The organism is Kitasatospora sp. NPDC096128, from assembly GCF_040303105.1.
Taxonomy (GTDB): domain Bacteria; phylum Actinomycetota; class Actinomycetes; order Streptomycetales; family Streptomycetaceae; genus Kitasatospora.
The window spans coordinates 163,060-178,740 of the sequence record NZ_JBEOSP010000014.1 but is presented as its reverse complement, the minus strand read 5'-3'; the positions used below and the strand labels follow the sequence as shown (position 1 = coordinate 178,740).

The following is a 15,681-nucleotide window of genomic DNA, read 5'->3' as shown; positions in this document are numbered from 1 at the left end:
TCACCCCCAGCGCCCCGCCGCGTCAACTCCCCCCACACTCAGTGCTCGAACCACAAGCGCCCCCACTCACCGCTGCACCGGGAGTCCGATGTCTGACGACAACTCACTTCAGATTCCGTTCCCGCACCGCCGCAGTCCGCACGGCCCGTACGCCACCGCGGTGCACCGCGACTGGCTGACCCGCCACCCGCTGCTCCCCGACGCCGACCACCCCGGGTACGCCCACTGGGAGGTGGTCGACCTCGCCGCGCTCGGCTACCCGGACGCCGGACCGGAGGAACTCGCCCTGGCGGCCGACCTGATGGGCTTCTACTTCCTCTTCGACGACCAGTTCGACGGCCCGCTCGGCCGCCGTCCGGCCGAGGTCGCCCCGATCTGCGAGCGGCTCATCGCCGTCCTGCACGGCGCCCGCCCCGACCAGCGCTCCCCGGTCGAGACCGCCTTCGCCGATCTGTGGAGCCGCAGCGTGCGCGGCATGCCCGCGCGCTGGCAGGCGCGCGCCGCCTACAACTGGGAGTACTACTTCGCCAGCCACCCGGCCGAGGCGGCCGGCCGGATCTCCGCCCGGCCGCCCGACCGGGACGGCTACCTGGAGCTCAGACGGGGCACCGCGGCGATGGAGACCATCTTCGACATGGTCGAACGGCTCGGCCAGTTCGAGGTCCCCGCCTCCGTGCTGCACCACCCGGTGCTGCGTCAACTGCGCCAGCTGGCAGCCGACATACCGTCACTCAGCAACGACGTGCGCTCGTTCCCGCTCGAAGCCCCGCGCGGCGACGTGAACAACCTGGTCATGATCGTCCAGCGGGAGCGCCGCTGCTCGGCCGAGGAGGCCTGCGCCGCGGTCATGGCGGAGGCCCAGCTGATGGTCGAGCGCTGCGCCGAGCTGCACGACCGACTGCCCGACGTGTACCGGGAGTTGGGCCTTTCCCGGATCGAGAGCGCGATCGCCCAGCGCTACGCCGACGGGCTGCTCACCTGGCTGGCCGGCTACCTGAGCTGGGAGGCCCGCACCGGCCGGTACCACGCGGTCTGACGTTCCCCGCCCCGGCCGCACCCAGGGCGCGCCCCGGGACCGCGCGCCGTCGAACGCTCCCGCGCGCCGGGGCGGGGAACGTCCGGAACGCACACCGTCCGTACGAGCCGGTCGTACGGACCGTAGCCGCATCGCGCGCCCGGCGTTATCGTGCTCGTCGGCGGGCGCCCCGGCAGGGCGCCGGCCCGACTGCGTGTCCGCACCCTCCCGCCGGACCGCCCCCACCGGGCGGCGGTCCGGCGTGCCGCCCCCGGCCCGTTCGGCGCCGGGGGCGCCCGACGTCGCGAGGAGACACTGAGCATGACGGTCTACCAGCCCCCCGGCGCGCCCGGCAGCATCGTCGCCTACCGCTCCCGGTACGACCACTGGATCGGCGGCGGTTGGACGCCCCCGGCGCGCGGGGAGTACTTCGGCGACCCGACCCCGGTCACCGGCGAGGTCTTCACCGAGGTCGCCCGCGGCACCGCCGAGGACATCGAGGCCGCCCTGGACGCGGCCCACGCCGCCGCCCCGGCCTGGGGCCGCACCTCCGCCGCAGAGCGCGCCCAGGTGCTGCTGCGGATGGCCGACCGGATGGAGGCCAACCTCGAGCAACTGGCGGTCGCCGAGAGCTGGGAGAACGGCAAGCCGGTGCGCGAGACGCTCGCCGCCGACCTCCCGCTGGCCGTCGACCACCTGCGCTACTTCGCCGGCGCGCTGCGGGCCCAGGAGGGCAGCCTCTCCCAGCTGGACGAGGACACCGTGGCGTACCACTTCCACGAGCCGCTCGGCGTGGTGGGCCAGATCATCCCGTGGAACTTCCCGATCCTGATGGCGGTCTGGAAGCTCGCCCCGGCGCTCGCGGCCGGCAACGCGGTGGTGCTCAAGCCCGCCGAGCAGACCCCGGCCTCGGTGCTGCTGCTCGCCGAGCTGACCGCCGACCTGGTGCCGCCGGGCGTGCTCAACATCGTCACCGGCTTCGGCGAGGAGGCCGGCGCCCCGCTGGCCGCCAGCACGCGGGTGCGCAAGCTCGCCTTCACCGGCGAGACCGGCACCGGCCGGCTGATCGCCCGCGCCGCCGCCGACAACCTGATCCCGGCCACCCTGGAGCTCGGCGGCAAGAGCCCCAACCTGTTCTTCGCCGACGTCGCCACCGCCGACGACGCGTTCTACGACAAGGCCGTCGAGGGCTTCGCGATGTTCGCCCTCAACCAGGGCGAGGTCTGCACCTGCCCCAGCCGCGCGCTGATCGAGACGCCGGTCTACGAACGCCTGCTCGGCGACGGCCTGGCCCGGGTGCGCGCCATGCGCCAGGGCAACCCGCTCGACACCGAGACCCAGGTCGGCGCCCAGGCCAGCGCCGAACAGCTGAAGAAGATCCTCTCCTACTTCGAGATCGGCCAGGCCGAGGGCGCCAAGGTCCTGGTCGGCGGCGAACGCGCCGACCTGGGCGGCTCGCTGGCCGGCGGGTACTACGTGACGCCGACGGTCTTCGAGGGCGTCAACAGCATGCGGGTCTTCCAGGAGGAGATCTTCGGCCCGGTCGTCTCGGTCACCCGCTTCGACGGCTTCGACGAGGCGGTCGCGCTCGCCAACGACACCCAGTACGGGCTCGGCGCGGGCGTGTGGACCCGCAACATCAACACCGCCCACCGGGCCGGCCGCGCCATCCAGGCCGGCCGGGTCTGGACGAACTGCTACCACGCCTACCCGGCGCACGCCGCCTTCGGCGGCTACAAGAACTCCGGCATCGGGCGGGAGAACCACAAGGCCCTGCTGGAGCACTACCAGCAGACCAAGAACCTGCTGGTCAGCTACTCCCCCGACGCGGTCGGCTTCTTCTAGGCCCCCGCCCGTCCCGGCCCCGGCGCCGGACGAGAGTGGAGCGGGAGGCCCGACCGGGCCTCCCGCTCCACCGCCACTCCCCGCGGCGGGCTCACCGGGCAAATCGCCTGTTTCGGGATCTAAGCACATGAATCAGCTGATTTTGCCGACGCGCCGCCGACATGCCCGGACGGCCCGCGCGAACGCCCTAAACAAGGACTCCCGTCCCTTCCGCACCTCGGGAGTCCTCGATGACCATCGCCACCAGCAAGCTCACCGACCCCGCCGTCCGCGCCTTCGTCACCGCGGTGAACGCGGGCGACCGCGCCGCCTTCCTGTCCACGCTCGCCCCCGGTGCGACCATGTCCGACGACGGCTCCGACCGCGACCTGACGCAGTGGATCGACCGGGAGATCTTCGGCCCCCATGGCCGGATGGACGTCCAGACCGAGTCGAGCGGCGGCCGCGCCCTGGTCGCCAACTTCACCAACGACACCTGGGGCGAGATGCGCACCGCCTGGCGCTTCACCGTCGACGGCGGGAAGATCAGCCGCTTCGAGACCGGCCAGGCGTAGTCCGCGCCGGTCAGGACAGCCCCAGGCACCCCCGCACCGCGCGGATCAGGTTGCGCGAGCGCACGTCCCCGGTGACGCCCGGCTGCATGCCGTTGGTGACGTACCCGAAGCCGAGCCCGAGCTCCGGGTCGGCGAAGCCCAGCGAGCCGCCCCGGCCCGGGTGGCCGAAGCTCGCCGGGGAGGCCATCGGCGCGGTCGGGCCGTGCCGCCAGAAGCCCAGGCCGAAGGTGGAGTTGACGATCAGCACCCGGTCGGGGCCGTTCACCACCGGCCCGACCGCGCGGGCCAGCACCTCCGGGCCGAACAGCGGCGGCAGCAGCGCGCCGGAGCCGTCCGGGCGGTCGGCCTCGCCGATCAGCGCCGCGTAGAACCGGGCCACCGAACGGGCCGTGCCGATGCCGTTGGCACCGGGGATCTCGGCCGCCTGCACGGCCGGGTCGTTCATGTCCACCCCGGGCAGCACCGAGGCGAAGGCGCGGGCGGTCAGCGAGCTCGGGTCCTGGTAGGCGTCCCGGACGGACTGCTTGGGCCGCAGCCGCAGCCCGCTCGGGCCGGTCCGGGCCGCCTCCGGGGCGGGCAGGTCGACCAGCTTGCCGACCCTGGGCGCGGCACCGGCCGGCAGCCCGATCCACAGGTCCAGCCCGAGCGGCCGGGCGATCTCCTCGGCGAAGTACTGGCCGATCGTCCGGCCGCTCACCCGGCGCACCACCTCGCCGACCAGCCAGCCGAAGGTGTACGGGTGGTAGCCGTGGGCCGTCCCCGGCTCCCAGGCCGGCTCCTGGGCGGCCACCGCGGCGACGGCGCGCTCCCAGGTCAGCACATCCTCCAGGCGCAGCGGCACGTCCAGCGCGGGCACCCCGGACTGGTGCGACAACAGCCAGCGCACCGGCACCGCGCCCTTGCCGGCCGCCTTGAACTCCGGCCAGTACGAGGACACCGGCGCGTCCAGGTCGAGCAGCCCGCGCTCGGCCAGCAGCAGCGCGGTGGCCGCGCTCAGTCCCTTGGTGACCGAGCGCAGCACCTGGGCGGTGTCCGCCGTCCACGGCACCGCGGGCGCGGGCCGGCCGCCGACCTCGGGCCGGGCGTCGCCGCCCCACAGGTCGACCACCTTGCGGCCGCGCAGGTACAGCGCGAAGGCCGCGCCGAGCTCGCCGTTCTCGGCGAAGTTCCGCGCGAAGGCCGCGCGTACGGGCTCGAACCCCTCGGCCGTCTCGCCCCGGATCTCCACCACCGCGTGCCCGCCCTCAGGTCGTCCGTCGCCGTCCGATTGATCGATCCCGCGTTCGAAGCGGGCCCCGAAACCCTAACCTGTCGCCCATGACCGAACCTGCGACCAACCCCGCCGAAGAGCTGCTGGACATCGTCGACGAGAACGACCGGGTGATCGGGACGGCGCTGCGCGGTGAGGTGTACCGCCGGGGGCTGACCCACCGCTGCGTCTTCATCCTGGTCCGCGACCCGGCCGGCCGGATCTTCGTCCACCGCCGCACCGACACCAAGCTGTTCTCCCCCGGCGCGTACGACATGTTCGTCGGCGGCGTGGTCGGCTCCGGCGAGAGCTACGCCGAGGCGGCCGTCCGCGAGGCCGAGGAGGAGCTCGGGGTGCGCGGCATCGCCCCGCGCCCGCTCTTCAAGTTCCTGTTCAGGGAGCCCGACGGCGGCAAGCTCTCCTGGTGGTGCGACATGTACGAGGCGGAGTGGGACGGCCCGGTCTCCCCCCAGGAGTCCGAGGTCGCCTGGCACGCCTGGCTCACCCCGGCCGAGCTCGCCGAGCGGCTCGCCCGCGACACCTTCGTCGTCGACGGCCTGGAGGCCTACCGCCGCTACCTGGAGCTCCGCGCCGGGTAGGACGGGCGGATCCGGAGGCCGGCCCATCCGGGGGCCGGCCCGGGCGGAACGCCGCAGGACAGGCCGCATGGGCCCGCCGACGGCCGCCGGATAGGCTGACGCGCATGGCCTCCCGTACGCCGTCCCCGACGGCCGACCGCGCAGCCCGTACCACCGCCGCACCCGAGCGGGGGGCCGCGGGCGAGCGGCCGCGCCGACGGCTGAGCGTGGACGAGCGGCGGGAACAGCTGATCGCCGTGGCGCTGGAGCTGTTCAGCCGGCGCCCGCCGGAGGAGGTGTCGATCGACGACATCGCCGCCGCCGCGGGCGCCTCCCGGCCGCTGGTGTACCACTACTTCCCGGGCAAGCAGGCGCTGTACGAGGCCTCGCTGCGGCGCGCCGGCCGGGAGCTCTCGGCGCGCTTCGAGGAGCCGATGGAGGGGCCGCTGTCGGAGCGGCTGTTCCGGGTGATGGGCCGCTACCTGGACTTCGTGCAGAGCCACGGGCCGGGCTTCGCCGCGCTGCTGCGGGGCGGCTCGGTGGCGGCCAGCCCGGGCACCTCGGCGGTGATCGACGAGGTACGCCGGGCCGCGCACGACCAGATCCTCGCCCACCTGGCGGTCCCGGCGCCGAGCCCCGGGCTTCGGCTGACCGTCCGGGCCTGGATCGCCAACGCCGAGATCACCTCGCTGGAGTGGCTGGGCGAGCGGTCCGTCCCGCTGGCGGAGCTCCAGCTGCACCTGGTGCAGGAGTTCGTCGCCTCGCTGACCCTCACCGCCGCCCGGGAGCCCGCGCTGGCCGCCGAGCTGGCCTCCTTCTTCGCCGACGAGCGGCCCGACGGTCCGTCCGGGCTGCTGGTCCGGGACCTCGCCGGACTGTTCGCCGTGCCCGGCATCCTCGACGCGGTCACCGCACTGGCCTCGGGTCGGGCCCCGGCGGCCGCGGAGCCCGTGGACGAACCGTCCGCGCAGAGCACGGAGGGCCCCGCCGGAGCCGCCCCGGCGTGATCATCGGGTGATCCTGCGGTTCGGTGACGACGGTGGGCTCTGATAGGAATGGGCGGGGACCTGACGGCCCGCCGTCCGGGCGGGTCGGGTCCCACCCGAACCACCGACGGCAGACGGAGCAGAGCGGGGGGCTCACCAGTTGACCCAGGACGTCCAGTTCAGTGCGGAGGCCAACCCCTTCGCGGCAGCCGAGCAGGTCAGCGCGACCCTCGGCACGCTCACCGACGCCCTCTTCGACGAGCACACCTCACGCCACCCGGCGGCCTCGCTCAGCACCCCGGAACCGGCTGAACACCCCGCCGCCGAGGCGCTGTTCGGCCTGCCGCTGGCACCCAACGGCCCGGTGCACGAGGCCCTCGCCCGGCTCGGCACGGTGATCACCGCCGGAACGGCCCGGCCCGGCACCGGCGCCCGGGTCGCCGACCGGGTGACGACCGCGCTGCACCACCGCTACGGCGGCGGAGCGGTGCGCGGCGCCATCGCCGACCGGGGCACCACCTCGGCCGCGCTGTTCCAGCTGCCGGTCACCGGCGAGTTCGCCGACGCCAAGCTGCGCCCGCCGTTCGCCCCGGCCCTGGCCGCGCTGGCGGCCGGCCGGCAGACCCGGCAGCCGGTCGAACTCGCCACCGGCGCGGGCGCCGAGGTCCGCCTGGTCGTCCCGCCGGGCTTCCACCCGCTGACCTCCCCCGGCGGACCCGCCGGGGTCTCCGCCCGGACGGTGCCCGCGCTGGCGCCGGACGCGGCCGGGGACGCCGACGGCACCGGGGGCACCGACCGGGCCACCGTGGCGGCGGCCACCGAACTGAGCGCGCACCTCGCCGAGGTCGCCGAGGAGCTGTTCAGCGCCACCGGCCCGGAGCCCCGCCGCGACTTCGCGGTGATCACCGCGACCCTGACCGACCTGCTCCAGGACGCGGGCGTCCGCTACGCGGGCGTGTGCGCGCTGGAGCAGGACGGGCGCGCCTCGGAGGCCACCCTGGTCATCTCGCTCGCCCGGCACCCGCTGCCGATCACCGCCCTCGCCACCGAGCTGGCCACCGTACGACGCCACGCCGAGGTCTGGACGGTGCTGCTGCCCGCCGGGCCGGCCGCCGTCCTGGTCGAGGGCCGGACCGTCCCGGTGCCCGGGGCGCTGGCGGCCGACGGGCAGCGCCGCTGGGTGGTCACCTCGGCCGTCCAGGCCTTCGTACCGCTGCCGGACGGCGGGACGGTGCTGTGCGCCCAGCTGTCCACGGCCCAGCCGGAGGACTGGGAGCTGTACACCGAGGCGTTCGCGGAGCTGTTGAAGAGCATCCAGTTCGGCTGGGACGGCGAAACGCTGGGGGCCCCGGTCGCGCCCGCGCCGACGGCCGCTCCGCCGGTCCCGGTGCCCGCGCCGACCGCACCGACCGCACCGACCGCACCGACCTCCGACCCCACCGCCCTCGCCGGGACGGAGCCGGAGGAGCGCCCGGTGCACCTGCGCGGCACCCCGGTGCGCATCCCGCCCGCCGACTTCAACCCCTTCGCCCCGGTCGCGGAGGAGCCGGTCGCGACCGCCCCCGCGGCGGAAGCCGCGGAGCCCGCGCCGCGCAAGGGCACCCCGGTGATGATCCCGCCACCGGACTTCGACCCCTTCGGCATCTCCGGCACCACCACGACCACGGACGCACCCGCCGCGCAGCCCACCGGGGGCGCCCCGGCCCCGGACCCGTTCGGGACGACGGTCGCCGCCGAGCAGAAGCCCGACCCCTTCGGCACCACCGTCGCCGCCCAGGGCCCCGCCGTCCCGCCGCCGCCCTCGACCCCGCCGCTGATCCCGGCCCAGACCGCCCCGGTCGCGGCCCCTGCGGCGGAATCGGCGGAGCGGGCCCCGCGCAAGGGCACCCCGGTGATGATCCCGCCACCGGACTTCGACCCCTTCGGCATCTCCGGCACCACCACGACCACGGACGGACCGGAGGCGGCGGCCGAGCCCGAGGCGGACGCGGCACCGGAGCACCGGCCCTTCGGCTGACCGGCTGACCCGCAGCGGCCTCCGGACCACACCTCACGGCCGGCGGAGGTCGGATTCCAGCGAACGGAATCCGACACCCGCCGGCCGTCCGTCGGGTCAGCCGCTACCCGTCCCCCGCGCCGCGATCAGCGCCCCCACCCCGTCCAGCATCCGTGCCAGCCCGAACTCGAACAGCGCGTCCAGGCTCATGTCGATCTCCGGCCCCCGGTTCAGCGCGTCGAACATCGGGAACCGCTCCGGGTCCGCCATCAGCCGGTCGTGGTCCTGGTCGTCCAGCCGGTCCATCCATTCGTCCGCGGACATCCCGCTGTCCTGCTCGGCCTGCGCCTCCCGCTCGAAGTGGACCGCCAGGCCGCAGGTGAAGGCCGCCAGGCTGACCGAGGCCTGGGCCATCTCCGCCATGCTCAGCCCCGTCCCGGCCAGCGCCGCGATCGACCGCTCGGTGTGCAGCGCCGCGTCGGGCGCCAGCACCGGCCGGGTGAAGGACATCGTGGCGGCCAGCCACGGGTGGCTCCGGTAGATCCGCCACTGCAGCCGCGCGATCCCGTCCAGCCCCGTCCGCCAGTCCGGCGCCGACGCCTCGGGAGGCGGCTGCTCGCCGAAGACCTTGTCCAACATCAGCCGCAACAGCTCGTCCTTGCCGGGCACATGGCGGTAGAGCGACATGGTCGCCACACCCAGCTCGGTCGCGACCCGACGCATCGACAGCGCCGCCAGGCCCTCGGTGTCGGCCACCCGGACCGCCACCGCGACGATCCGCTCCCGGCCGAGCTCCCGTTCCCCGCCCTTCCCCCGCCGCCCGCCCGCCGCAGCCGCACCAGAAACCGCAGCCGCACCAGAAACCGCAGCCGCACCAGAAACCGCAGCCGCGCCGGAAACCGCAGCCGCGCCGGAAACCGGAGCCTCGCCAGGAGCCGGGTTCGCAGCCGGAGCCGCCGGAACAGCAGCCACGGCCGCCGCCCGGTCCGCCACCACCGTCCCCACTCCCGGGAGGGCCCGCACCAGCCCGTCCTCCCGCAGCCGGCTCAGCACCTTGGTCGCGGTGGCCATCGCCACGCCCCACTCCTGCATGATCCGCCGCGTCGAGGGCACCCGGGTGCCCGGCTCCAACTCCCCCGCCACGATCCGTCGTCGGAGCTCGTCCGTGATCCGCTCCGAAGGCGAACCGTTCCCCACCACAACCACCACCGCCCGCTCGACCGCACTGGTGCACCGCGGCCGCCCACGCTAGCAGCGCCGGTTGCCGGCCCCGCCGACCGTCTTCAACCGGCCTGCGCGGCGCCCCGGTTCAGCCGGCCCGCCGCGCCAGGTGCACCACGTCCGGAACGCCCCGGCTGACCGGGATCTCCTCGGTGGCGACGTCCGAGAACCCCGCGGCCCGCAGCGCCTCCTCGAAGGCCGCCGACGGCTGGGCGCTCCACACCGCCAGCACCCCGCCGGGCCGCAGCCGGTGCCACAGCACCGCGAGCCCGTCCGCACCGTAGAGGCCGGCGTTGGAGTCGGTGACGGTCCAGTCCGGCCCGTTGTCGATGTCCAGGCACAGCGCGTCGTAGCGCTCGCCGTCGGCCGCGGCCAGGTGGTCCAGCAGGTCGGTGTGGATCACCGAGACCCGCTCGTCGTCCAGCGCGCCGTCGGAGAAGCCGCCCAGCGGGCCGGAGCGGTGCCAGTCGATGATCGCGCTCTCCCGCTCGACGACGGCGATCCGCCCCCAGCGCGGCTCGGCCGCCGCGTACGCGAGCGAGAAGCCGACCCCGAGTCCGCCGATCAGCACGGACGGCGCGGTCACGGCGGCGCTGGTGCGGTCCAACTCGTCCAGGGCCGCCTGGACCAGCAGGCGCTCGGAGCGCCCGTCGGCGGTGTCCATCAGGAAGCAGCCGTTGGCGATGATCTCGTAGTGCCGTCCGCGCCGCCGCAGTACCACCTCGCCGAACGGGCCCTCCCGCCGGTCGAGCGTGACGACGGCCTCGTGGCCGTCCCGTTCGGGCAGTGCGGTGGTCATGGTTCCTCCTCGGTGGGCTCGGCGGCAGCTTCGCCCCGTGGGGCGATCACCCGCCCGACAATAACCGAGTCCCGCCGCGGACCGGGCCGGTGAACCGGCCGGTGAACGGGCCGGGCCGGACCCCGAAGGAGCCCGGCCCGCCCACGCGATCTCGCCGGTCGGTCGCACCGCCGCACCGGCCGCACCGCTCACGTCGTGAGCAGCACCCCCGCGTACGACACGCCCGCGACCACCACCCAGGAACCGAGCCCGAGCAGCGCGATCCGCCCGCCGGTCTTCGCCATGGTCGGCAGGTGCACCGCGCTGCCGAGCCCGAACAGCGCGGCGGCCAGCAGCAGTTCCTGCGCGTCCCCGGCCAGGGCGAGGGCCCGCGCGGGGAGCACCCCGGTGGTCCGCAGCACGATCATCGCCAGGAATCCGGCCACGAACAGCGGCACGATCGGCGGCCGGCTGCCGCTCTTCGCCGCGCCGTCCCCGGCCGCCCGGCGCGCGCTGCGCAGGTTGCGCCGCGCCACCACGGCCACGCCGGCGACCAGCGGCGCCAGCAGCACCACCCGCATCAGCTTGACCAGCACGGCCTCGCGCAGCGCGCCGGGGCCGCCGGTCTGCGCGGTGGCGACCACCTGCCCGACGTCGTGCACGCTCGCCCCGACCCAGCGCCCGAACTCGAGCTCGCCGAGCCCCAACGGGTGCTGCAGCAAAGGGAGTACGGCGATCGCCAGGGTCCCGCACAGGGTGACCAGCGCGACCGAGGAGGCGACGTCCTCCTCCTCGCTGCCCGCCGCCTGGCTGACCGCGCCGATCGCCGAGGCCCCGCAGATCGAGTACCCGGTGGCGACCAGCAGCGGCTGGTCTCCGGGCAGTCCGAGCCGGCGGCCCAGCCAGAGCGTGCCGGCGAAGGTGGCCGCGACCACGGTGAGCACCATGGCGACGGTGGCCCAGCCGAGGCCGAGCACGTCGTCCAGGCCGAGCTTGAGCCCGAGCAGGACGATCCCGAGCCGCATCAGCCGCTTCCCGGCCGTGGACAGCCCGGACCTGGCGACCCCGCGGACCACCGGGCGCAGCCCGGGCAGGTGGGCCGCCGCCATGCCGAGCACAACGGCGGCGGTGAGCTTGGGCACAGCGGGGACGGCCGCGTGGACGGCGATCGCGGCGGCCACCCCGGCGGCCGCGAGCAGCAGGCCGGGGGCGTCCCCGCCGAGCGGGGGGAGGGAGCGGGTGCGGGTGGCCCGCTCCCGGAGGGTGAGTGCCACGCCGCCGCTCACCGCTCCTGGTCGGCGGGGAGCCGGTAGACCCGCCGGATGCTGGTGCCGAGCCGGGAGACGTCCGCGCCGTACACATGGATGGAGATCGCGGTGGTGGTGCAGGCGTTGCGCACCAGGTGGATGTCGCCGGGCGGGGCGAAGGCGGCCACCGTCCCGGCCGGGCCGGCCACGTGCTCGGTCTCGACCAGGCGGGAGCCGCGCCCGTCGGAGATCAGCCGGTAGCGGGTCTCGCTCTCCTGGCCGCGGAGGACACCGGCCACGCACCAGGAGACGTGGTCGTGGATCGGGGTCTGCTGTCCGGGCAGCCAGACCAGGGCGACGACGGAGAAGCTGCCGTCGTCCTCGGCGTGCAGGACGTGCTGGCGGTAGCGCTGCGGGTCACCCTCGCACTGGGCGGGGGTGAGCAGCGAGTCGGGTCCGTCGGGGGCGGCGAGCAGGTGCGGGGCGAGGCGTTCGCCGACCAGGTACGCGGTGAGTTCGGGTGGCAGTCCGCGGTCCACGACCGCGCGGATCTCACTGACCAGTGCGGTCATCCGCTCGGTGAGCCGGTCGCTGCCGACCGTGGCTGGGGGTGTCATGCCAGCAGGTTCGGACCAAGCGACCTATCACGTCCAACGAGGGTTTCTAAGCATTACCCCCACTGGCGCTTATGGATCGCGACGCGGCCCCGGGATCAGCACCCGACCCGGCTCGCCGCCGCCTGCCGCAGGTGGTCCAGCACCAGCCCGGTGGCCGGGATCCGCCGGTGCTCGCGCAGCACGTACGCGCTCACCTGCCGCCGCAGGTGCGGCTCGACCGCCCGCCCGGTGACCTTGCGGTGGCACATGAAGGAGAGCACCAGCGCGGGCATCAGCGCGATCCCGACCCCGGCGGCGACCAGGCTCTGCACCGCGAGGTTGTCGTCGGTGGAGAACACGATGTCGGGCGCGAAGCCCTCCTCGGCGCAGACGTGCAGCAGGTTGGCCCGGCAGCGCGGGCAGCCGGCGATCCAGCGCTCGCCGTCGAGGTCGGCCAGCCGGACGGCGTGCCGACGGCCGAGCGGGTGCCCGACCGGCAGCAGCACCGTGAGCAGGTCCTCCATCAGCGGGATCTCGTCCAGGCCGTCCGGCACCTCGGTCGCCGCACCCGGATAGCGGAAGGCCAGCGCGATGTCGCACTCCCCGCGCAGCAGCCGCTGGACGGAGTCCGGCGGCTCGGCCTCCAGCAGCTCGACCCGGACGCCGGGGTGATCCGCGAGCAGCCGGGCCATCGCCTCGGGTATCAGGGTGGCGTTGGCGCTGGGGAAGGCGCAGACCCGGACCCGCCCGGCGCGCAGCCGGGCGAGCGCGGCGAGCTGCTGCTGGGCGGCGGAGAGGCTGCCGAGGATCAGCTCGGCGTGTCGGGAGAGCGCCTCGCCGGCCTCGGTGAGCCGCAGGCCTCGCCCGGCGCGGGTGAACAGCGGGACGCCGACTGTGCGTTCGAGGGCCTTCATCTGCTGGGTGATCGCCGGCTGGGTGTAGCCGAGTTCCCGGGCCGCGGCCGAGTAGGAACCGGCCCGGACGACCTCGTGGAACGTCCTGATGTGCCGCGAGTCGAACACCGGCTCCATGGCCCCTCCACCCGGTCGTCTGCCGCCTGCCCTCGCAATCATAAGAGGAATTTGGAGGTCCCGACCTCGACCCCATCCGCACCTATGGTTCAGTCCCGAACCACCCTTCCCAGCGCTGCGGGCGCCCCGGCCTCACTGCGCCGACGGCGGCAGCCCCAGTGCGACCCCCGCCTTGGCCACCGGCGCCCCGCCCCGCACGCTCGGACTGCGCCGGCTGCGCCGCTCGACCCAGCGGGCGAGCCAGGACAGCAGCAGGCACATCCCGATGTAGATCGGCGCGATCACGATCACCACCGGGATGAACGGCAGGTCGTAGTCCAGGTTGGTGGCGATCAGCTTCCCCGCGTGCAGGAACTCCTCGAAGGTGATCAGGAAGCCCAGCGAGGTGTCCTTGAGCGCGACCACCAGCTGGCTGATGATGGCCGGCAGCATCGCCCGGTTGGCCTGCGGCACCAGGACGTAGGTCATCACCTGGGTCTTGCGCATGCCCAGCGCGTACGCCGCCTCCCGCTGCCCCTTGGGCACCGCGAGCACGCCGGCCCGGAACACCTCCGCCAGCACCGAGCCGTTGTAGAGCACCAGTCCGGCCACCAGCGCCCACAGCGGCTGCACCTTGAGGGCGACGAACACGAAGAAGATCATCACCAGCACCGGCATGGCCCGGAAGAACTCCACCACCAGCGTGGAGAACCAGCGCACCACCCGGTGGTCGGACAGCCGCCCGGCCGCGAACAGCGCACCGAACGGCAGCGCGAACAGCACCGTCCAGCCGAAGGCCCGGAGGGTGTTGCCCAGCCCGCGCAGCAGCAGGTCCTGCACACCCCGGTACTCGAAGGGCTCCCACTTGGCGTAGGTGAACTGGTTGGTGTGGAACAGCATGTAGACGACCCAGCCGATCAGCGCCGCGATCAGCACCAGCGCGATCCCGCCGTACAGCCGGTGCCGGGCCAGCGCCTTCGGGCCGGGGATGTCGTACAGCGCCGAGGATTCGACCGTCATCGGGACACCGCCACTCGTCGTTCCAGCAGGTTGAAGACGGCGCTGATGGCCAGGGTGATGATCAGGTAGCCGACGGCGATCCAGACGAAGGTCCAGATGATGCTGTAGCCCAGCTCGTTGATGGTCCGGTAGGTGCCCAGCAGTTCGGTGACGCTGAACGAACCGGCGATCGCCGTGTTCTTCGCCAGCGCGATCATCACGCTGCCCAGCGGCGCCACCACCGAGCGGTACGCCTGCGGCAGCACCACCAGGCCCATCGTCTGCCCGAAGCTCATCCCCAGGCTGCGGGCCGCCTCACCCTGCCCGGCCGGCACCGTGTTGATGCCCGAGCGCATCGCCTCGCAGACGAAGGCCGAGGTGTAGCAGCCGAGCGCCAGCACGGCGAAGGTGTAGAAGGGCAGCGTGATGTCGAACCGGGGCAGCCCCAGCACCACGATGAAGAACAGCAGGGTCAGCGGCGTGTTGCGCAGCAGCGTCACCCACACCGTCCCGAACACCCGCAGCGGCCGGACCGGCGAGACCCGGAAGCCCGCGATCAGCACGCCCAGCAGCAGCGACAGCACGGCGCTCACCGCGAACAGCGAGAGCGTGCCGAGGAAGCCGTCCCAGTAGGTCGACCAGTTGTCGGTCAGCGTTTTCACGGCGCGGCCCTCTCAGTACCGGTTGATCGGCGGCGGGGTGGGCGCGGCTTCCCCGGACAGGCCCAGGGTCGCGTCGAAGGCCTTCTTCCAGTCGCCGTTCTGCTCGTGGTGCGCCAGCGCGTCGTTCAGCGCCCCGCGCAGCACGGTGTCGTTCTTCGGCGTGCCGATGCCGTACGGCTCGGTCGAGAACAGCGGGCCCACCACCTTGAGCTCGTCCGGGACCTTGGCCGCGTAGCCCAGCAGGATCGCGTTGTCCGTGGTGACGGTGTCGACCTGGCCGGTGATCAGGTTGTCCACGCAGGCCGAGTAGGTGTCGTAGCCGATCAGGTGCGCCTTGGGGTACTGCGACTGGATGCGCTGGTACGGAGTCGAGCCGGCCGCCGAGCAGACCTTCTTGCCGTTCAGGTCCTGCGGGCCGTGGATGCTGTTGTCGTTCTTGCGCACCAGCAGCGACTGCCCGGCGATGAAGTACGGACCGGCGAAACCGACCAGCTTCTTGCGGTTGTCGTTGATCGTGTAGGTGCCGACGTAGTAGTCCACCTGGCCGTTCTGCAGCGCGGTCTCGCGGTTGGCCGAAGCGATGGTCTTGAACTGGATCTTCTCCGGCGGGAAGCCCAGCGAGGCGCCGACCATCTTGGCGATCTCGATGTCGAAACCGGAGTACACGCCGGTGGCCGGGTTCTTCTGGCCCAGGTACGGCTGGTCCTCCTTGGCGCCGACCACCAGGTGGCCGCGGCCGCGGGCCGCGTCCAGGGTCGACGAACCGGTGATCGAGGAGGCGTCCTGCACCTGGTAGCTGGGCAGCGAACTGGGCTGGGGGCCCTTGGGCGGCGGGGTGCCGGCCTTGCCGCAGCCGGTTGCCAGCACCGCGAGCAGCAGGGCGGCGGCGGTCAGGCGTCCGCGCGCCCGCGCGGCGAGCGTCGTCATACGGTTCACGGCGCCGCC

Annotated in this window: 15 protein-coding genes; 6 read left to right on the top strand and 9 right to left on the bottom strand. The window is 73.9% G+C overall.

The features are described from left to right. Positions 1 to 88 precede the first annotated feature (88 nt). From ABTY61_RS18055 to ABTY61_RS18045, 3 genes are all read left to right on the top strand, one after another. A complete protein-coding gene (locus tag ABTY61_RS18055; RefSeq protein ID WP_350505972.1) occupies positions 89 to 1,036 on the top strand; it encodes a terpene synthase family protein in 948 nt (315 codons plus the stop codon). 300 nt (positions 1,037 to 1,336) lie between these two features. Next, positions 1,337 to 2,860 (top strand): acetaldehyde dehydrogenase ExaC, encoded by a 1,524-nt coding sequence (gene exaC, locus ABTY61_RS18050; protein WP_350505971.1) that lies wholly within the window; start codon positions 1,337 to 1,339, stop codon positions 2,858 to 2,860. 230 nt (positions 2,861 to 3,090) lie between these two features. After that, the gene (locus ABTY61_RS18045; protein ID WP_350505970.1) at positions 3,091 to 3,414 is read left to right on the top strand and encodes a nuclear transport factor 2-like protein; all 324 of its coding nucleotides are present in this window, start codon (positions 3,091 to 3,093) and stop codon (positions 3,412 to 3,414) included. A gap of 10 nt (positions 3,415 to 3,424) precedes the next feature. Here the strand turns inward: ABTY61_RS18045 and ABTY61_RS18040 are convergent, their stop codons facing one another. Next, positions 3,425 to 4,645: a serine hydrolase gene (locus tag ABTY61_RS18040; protein ID WP_350505969.1), complete on the bottom strand. Its 1,221-nt coding sequence runs from the start codon at positions 4,643 to 4,645 to the stop codon at positions 3,425 to 3,427. An 86-nt stretch (positions 4,646 to 4,731) separates the two neighbouring features. Here ABTY61_RS18040 and ABTY61_RS18035 point away from each other — a divergent pair, with 86 nt between their 5' ends. From ABTY61_RS18035 to ABTY61_RS18025, 3 genes are all read left to right on the top strand, one after another. Then, on the top strand, positions 4,732 to 5,262 hold the full coding sequence (locus ABTY61_RS18035; protein ID WP_350505968.1) for an NUDIX hydrolase: 531 nt from the start codon (positions 4,732 to 4,734) through the stop codon (positions 5,260 to 5,262). A gap of 104 nt (positions 5,263 to 5,366) precedes the next feature. After that, positions 5,367 to 6,248: a TetR/AcrR family transcriptional regulator gene (locus ABTY61_RS18030; RefSeq protein ID WP_502895349.1), complete on the top strand. Its 882-nt coding sequence runs from the start codon at positions 5,367 to 5,369 to the stop codon at positions 6,246 to 6,248. 139 nt (positions 6,249 to 6,387) lie between these two features. Then, positions 6,388 to 8,244, top strand: coding sequence for a hypothetical protein (locus ABTY61_RS18025; RefSeq protein WP_350505967.1), 1,857 nt, complete (start codon positions 6,388 to 6,390; stop codon positions 8,242 to 8,244). Positions 8,245 to 8,340: 96 nt separating this feature from the next. On the opposite strand, the gene ABTY61_RS18020 is transcribed toward ABTY61_RS18025, so the two are convergent. The 8 genes from ABTY61_RS18020 to ABTY61_RS17985 all read right to left on the bottom strand — a co-directional run bounded on the left by ABTY61_RS18020 (position 8,341) and on the right by ABTY61_RS17985 (position 15,663). Further along, a complete protein-coding gene (locus tag ABTY61_RS18020; RefSeq protein ID WP_350505966.1) occupies positions 8,341 to 9,420 on the bottom strand; it encodes a TetR/AcrR family transcriptional regulator C-terminal domain-containing protein in 1,080 nt (359 codons plus the stop codon). A gap of 112 nt (positions 9,421 to 9,532) precedes the next feature. After that, positions 9,533 to 10,243: a spermidine synthase family protein gene (locus ABTY61_RS18015; RefSeq protein ID WP_350505965.1), complete on the bottom strand. Its 711-nt coding sequence runs from the start codon at positions 10,241 to 10,243 to the stop codon at positions 9,533 to 9,535. A 188-nt stretch (positions 10,244 to 10,431) separates the two neighbouring features. Continuing rightward, complete coding sequence (locus ABTY61_RS18010; protein ID WP_502895348.1) at positions 10,432 to 11,496, bottom strand: YeiH family protein; 1,065 nt, start codon at positions 11,494 to 11,496, stop codon at positions 10,432 to 10,434. An 8-nt stretch (positions 11,497 to 11,504) separates the two neighbouring features. Beyond that, positions 11,505 to 12,086, bottom strand: a complete 582-nt coding sequence (locus tag ABTY61_RS18005; protein ID WP_350505964.1) for a cysteine dioxygenase family protein — start codon at positions 12,084 to 12,086, stop codon at positions 11,505 to 11,507. A 95-nt stretch (positions 12,087 to 12,181) separates the two neighbouring features. Next, positions 12,182 to 13,087: a LysR family transcriptional regulator gene (locus tag ABTY61_RS18000; RefSeq protein WP_350506006.1), complete on the bottom strand. Its 906-nt coding sequence runs from the start codon at positions 13,085 to 13,087 to the stop codon at positions 12,182 to 12,184. 141 nt (positions 13,088 to 13,228) lie between these two features. Continuing rightward, positions 13,229 to 14,095: an amino acid ABC transporter permease gene (locus tag ABTY61_RS17995; protein WP_350505963.1), complete on the bottom strand. Its 867-nt coding sequence runs from the start codon at positions 14,093 to 14,095 to the stop codon at positions 13,229 to 13,231. Next, entirely contained in the window at positions 14,092 to 14,736 is a 645-nt protein-coding gene (locus tag ABTY61_RS17990) for an amino acid ABC transporter permease (RefSeq protein ID WP_350505962.1), read from the bottom strand. Before ABTY61_RS17990 ends, ABTY61_RS17995 begins: the two co-directional genes overlap by 4 nt. Before the next feature lie 12 nt (positions 14,737 to 14,748). Beyond that, complete coding sequence (locus ABTY61_RS17985; RefSeq protein ID WP_350506005.1) at positions 14,749 to 15,663, bottom strand: glutamate ABC transporter substrate-binding protein; 915 nt, start codon at positions 15,661 to 15,663, stop codon at positions 14,749 to 14,751. Positions 15,664 to 15,681: the final 18 nt, after the last annotated feature.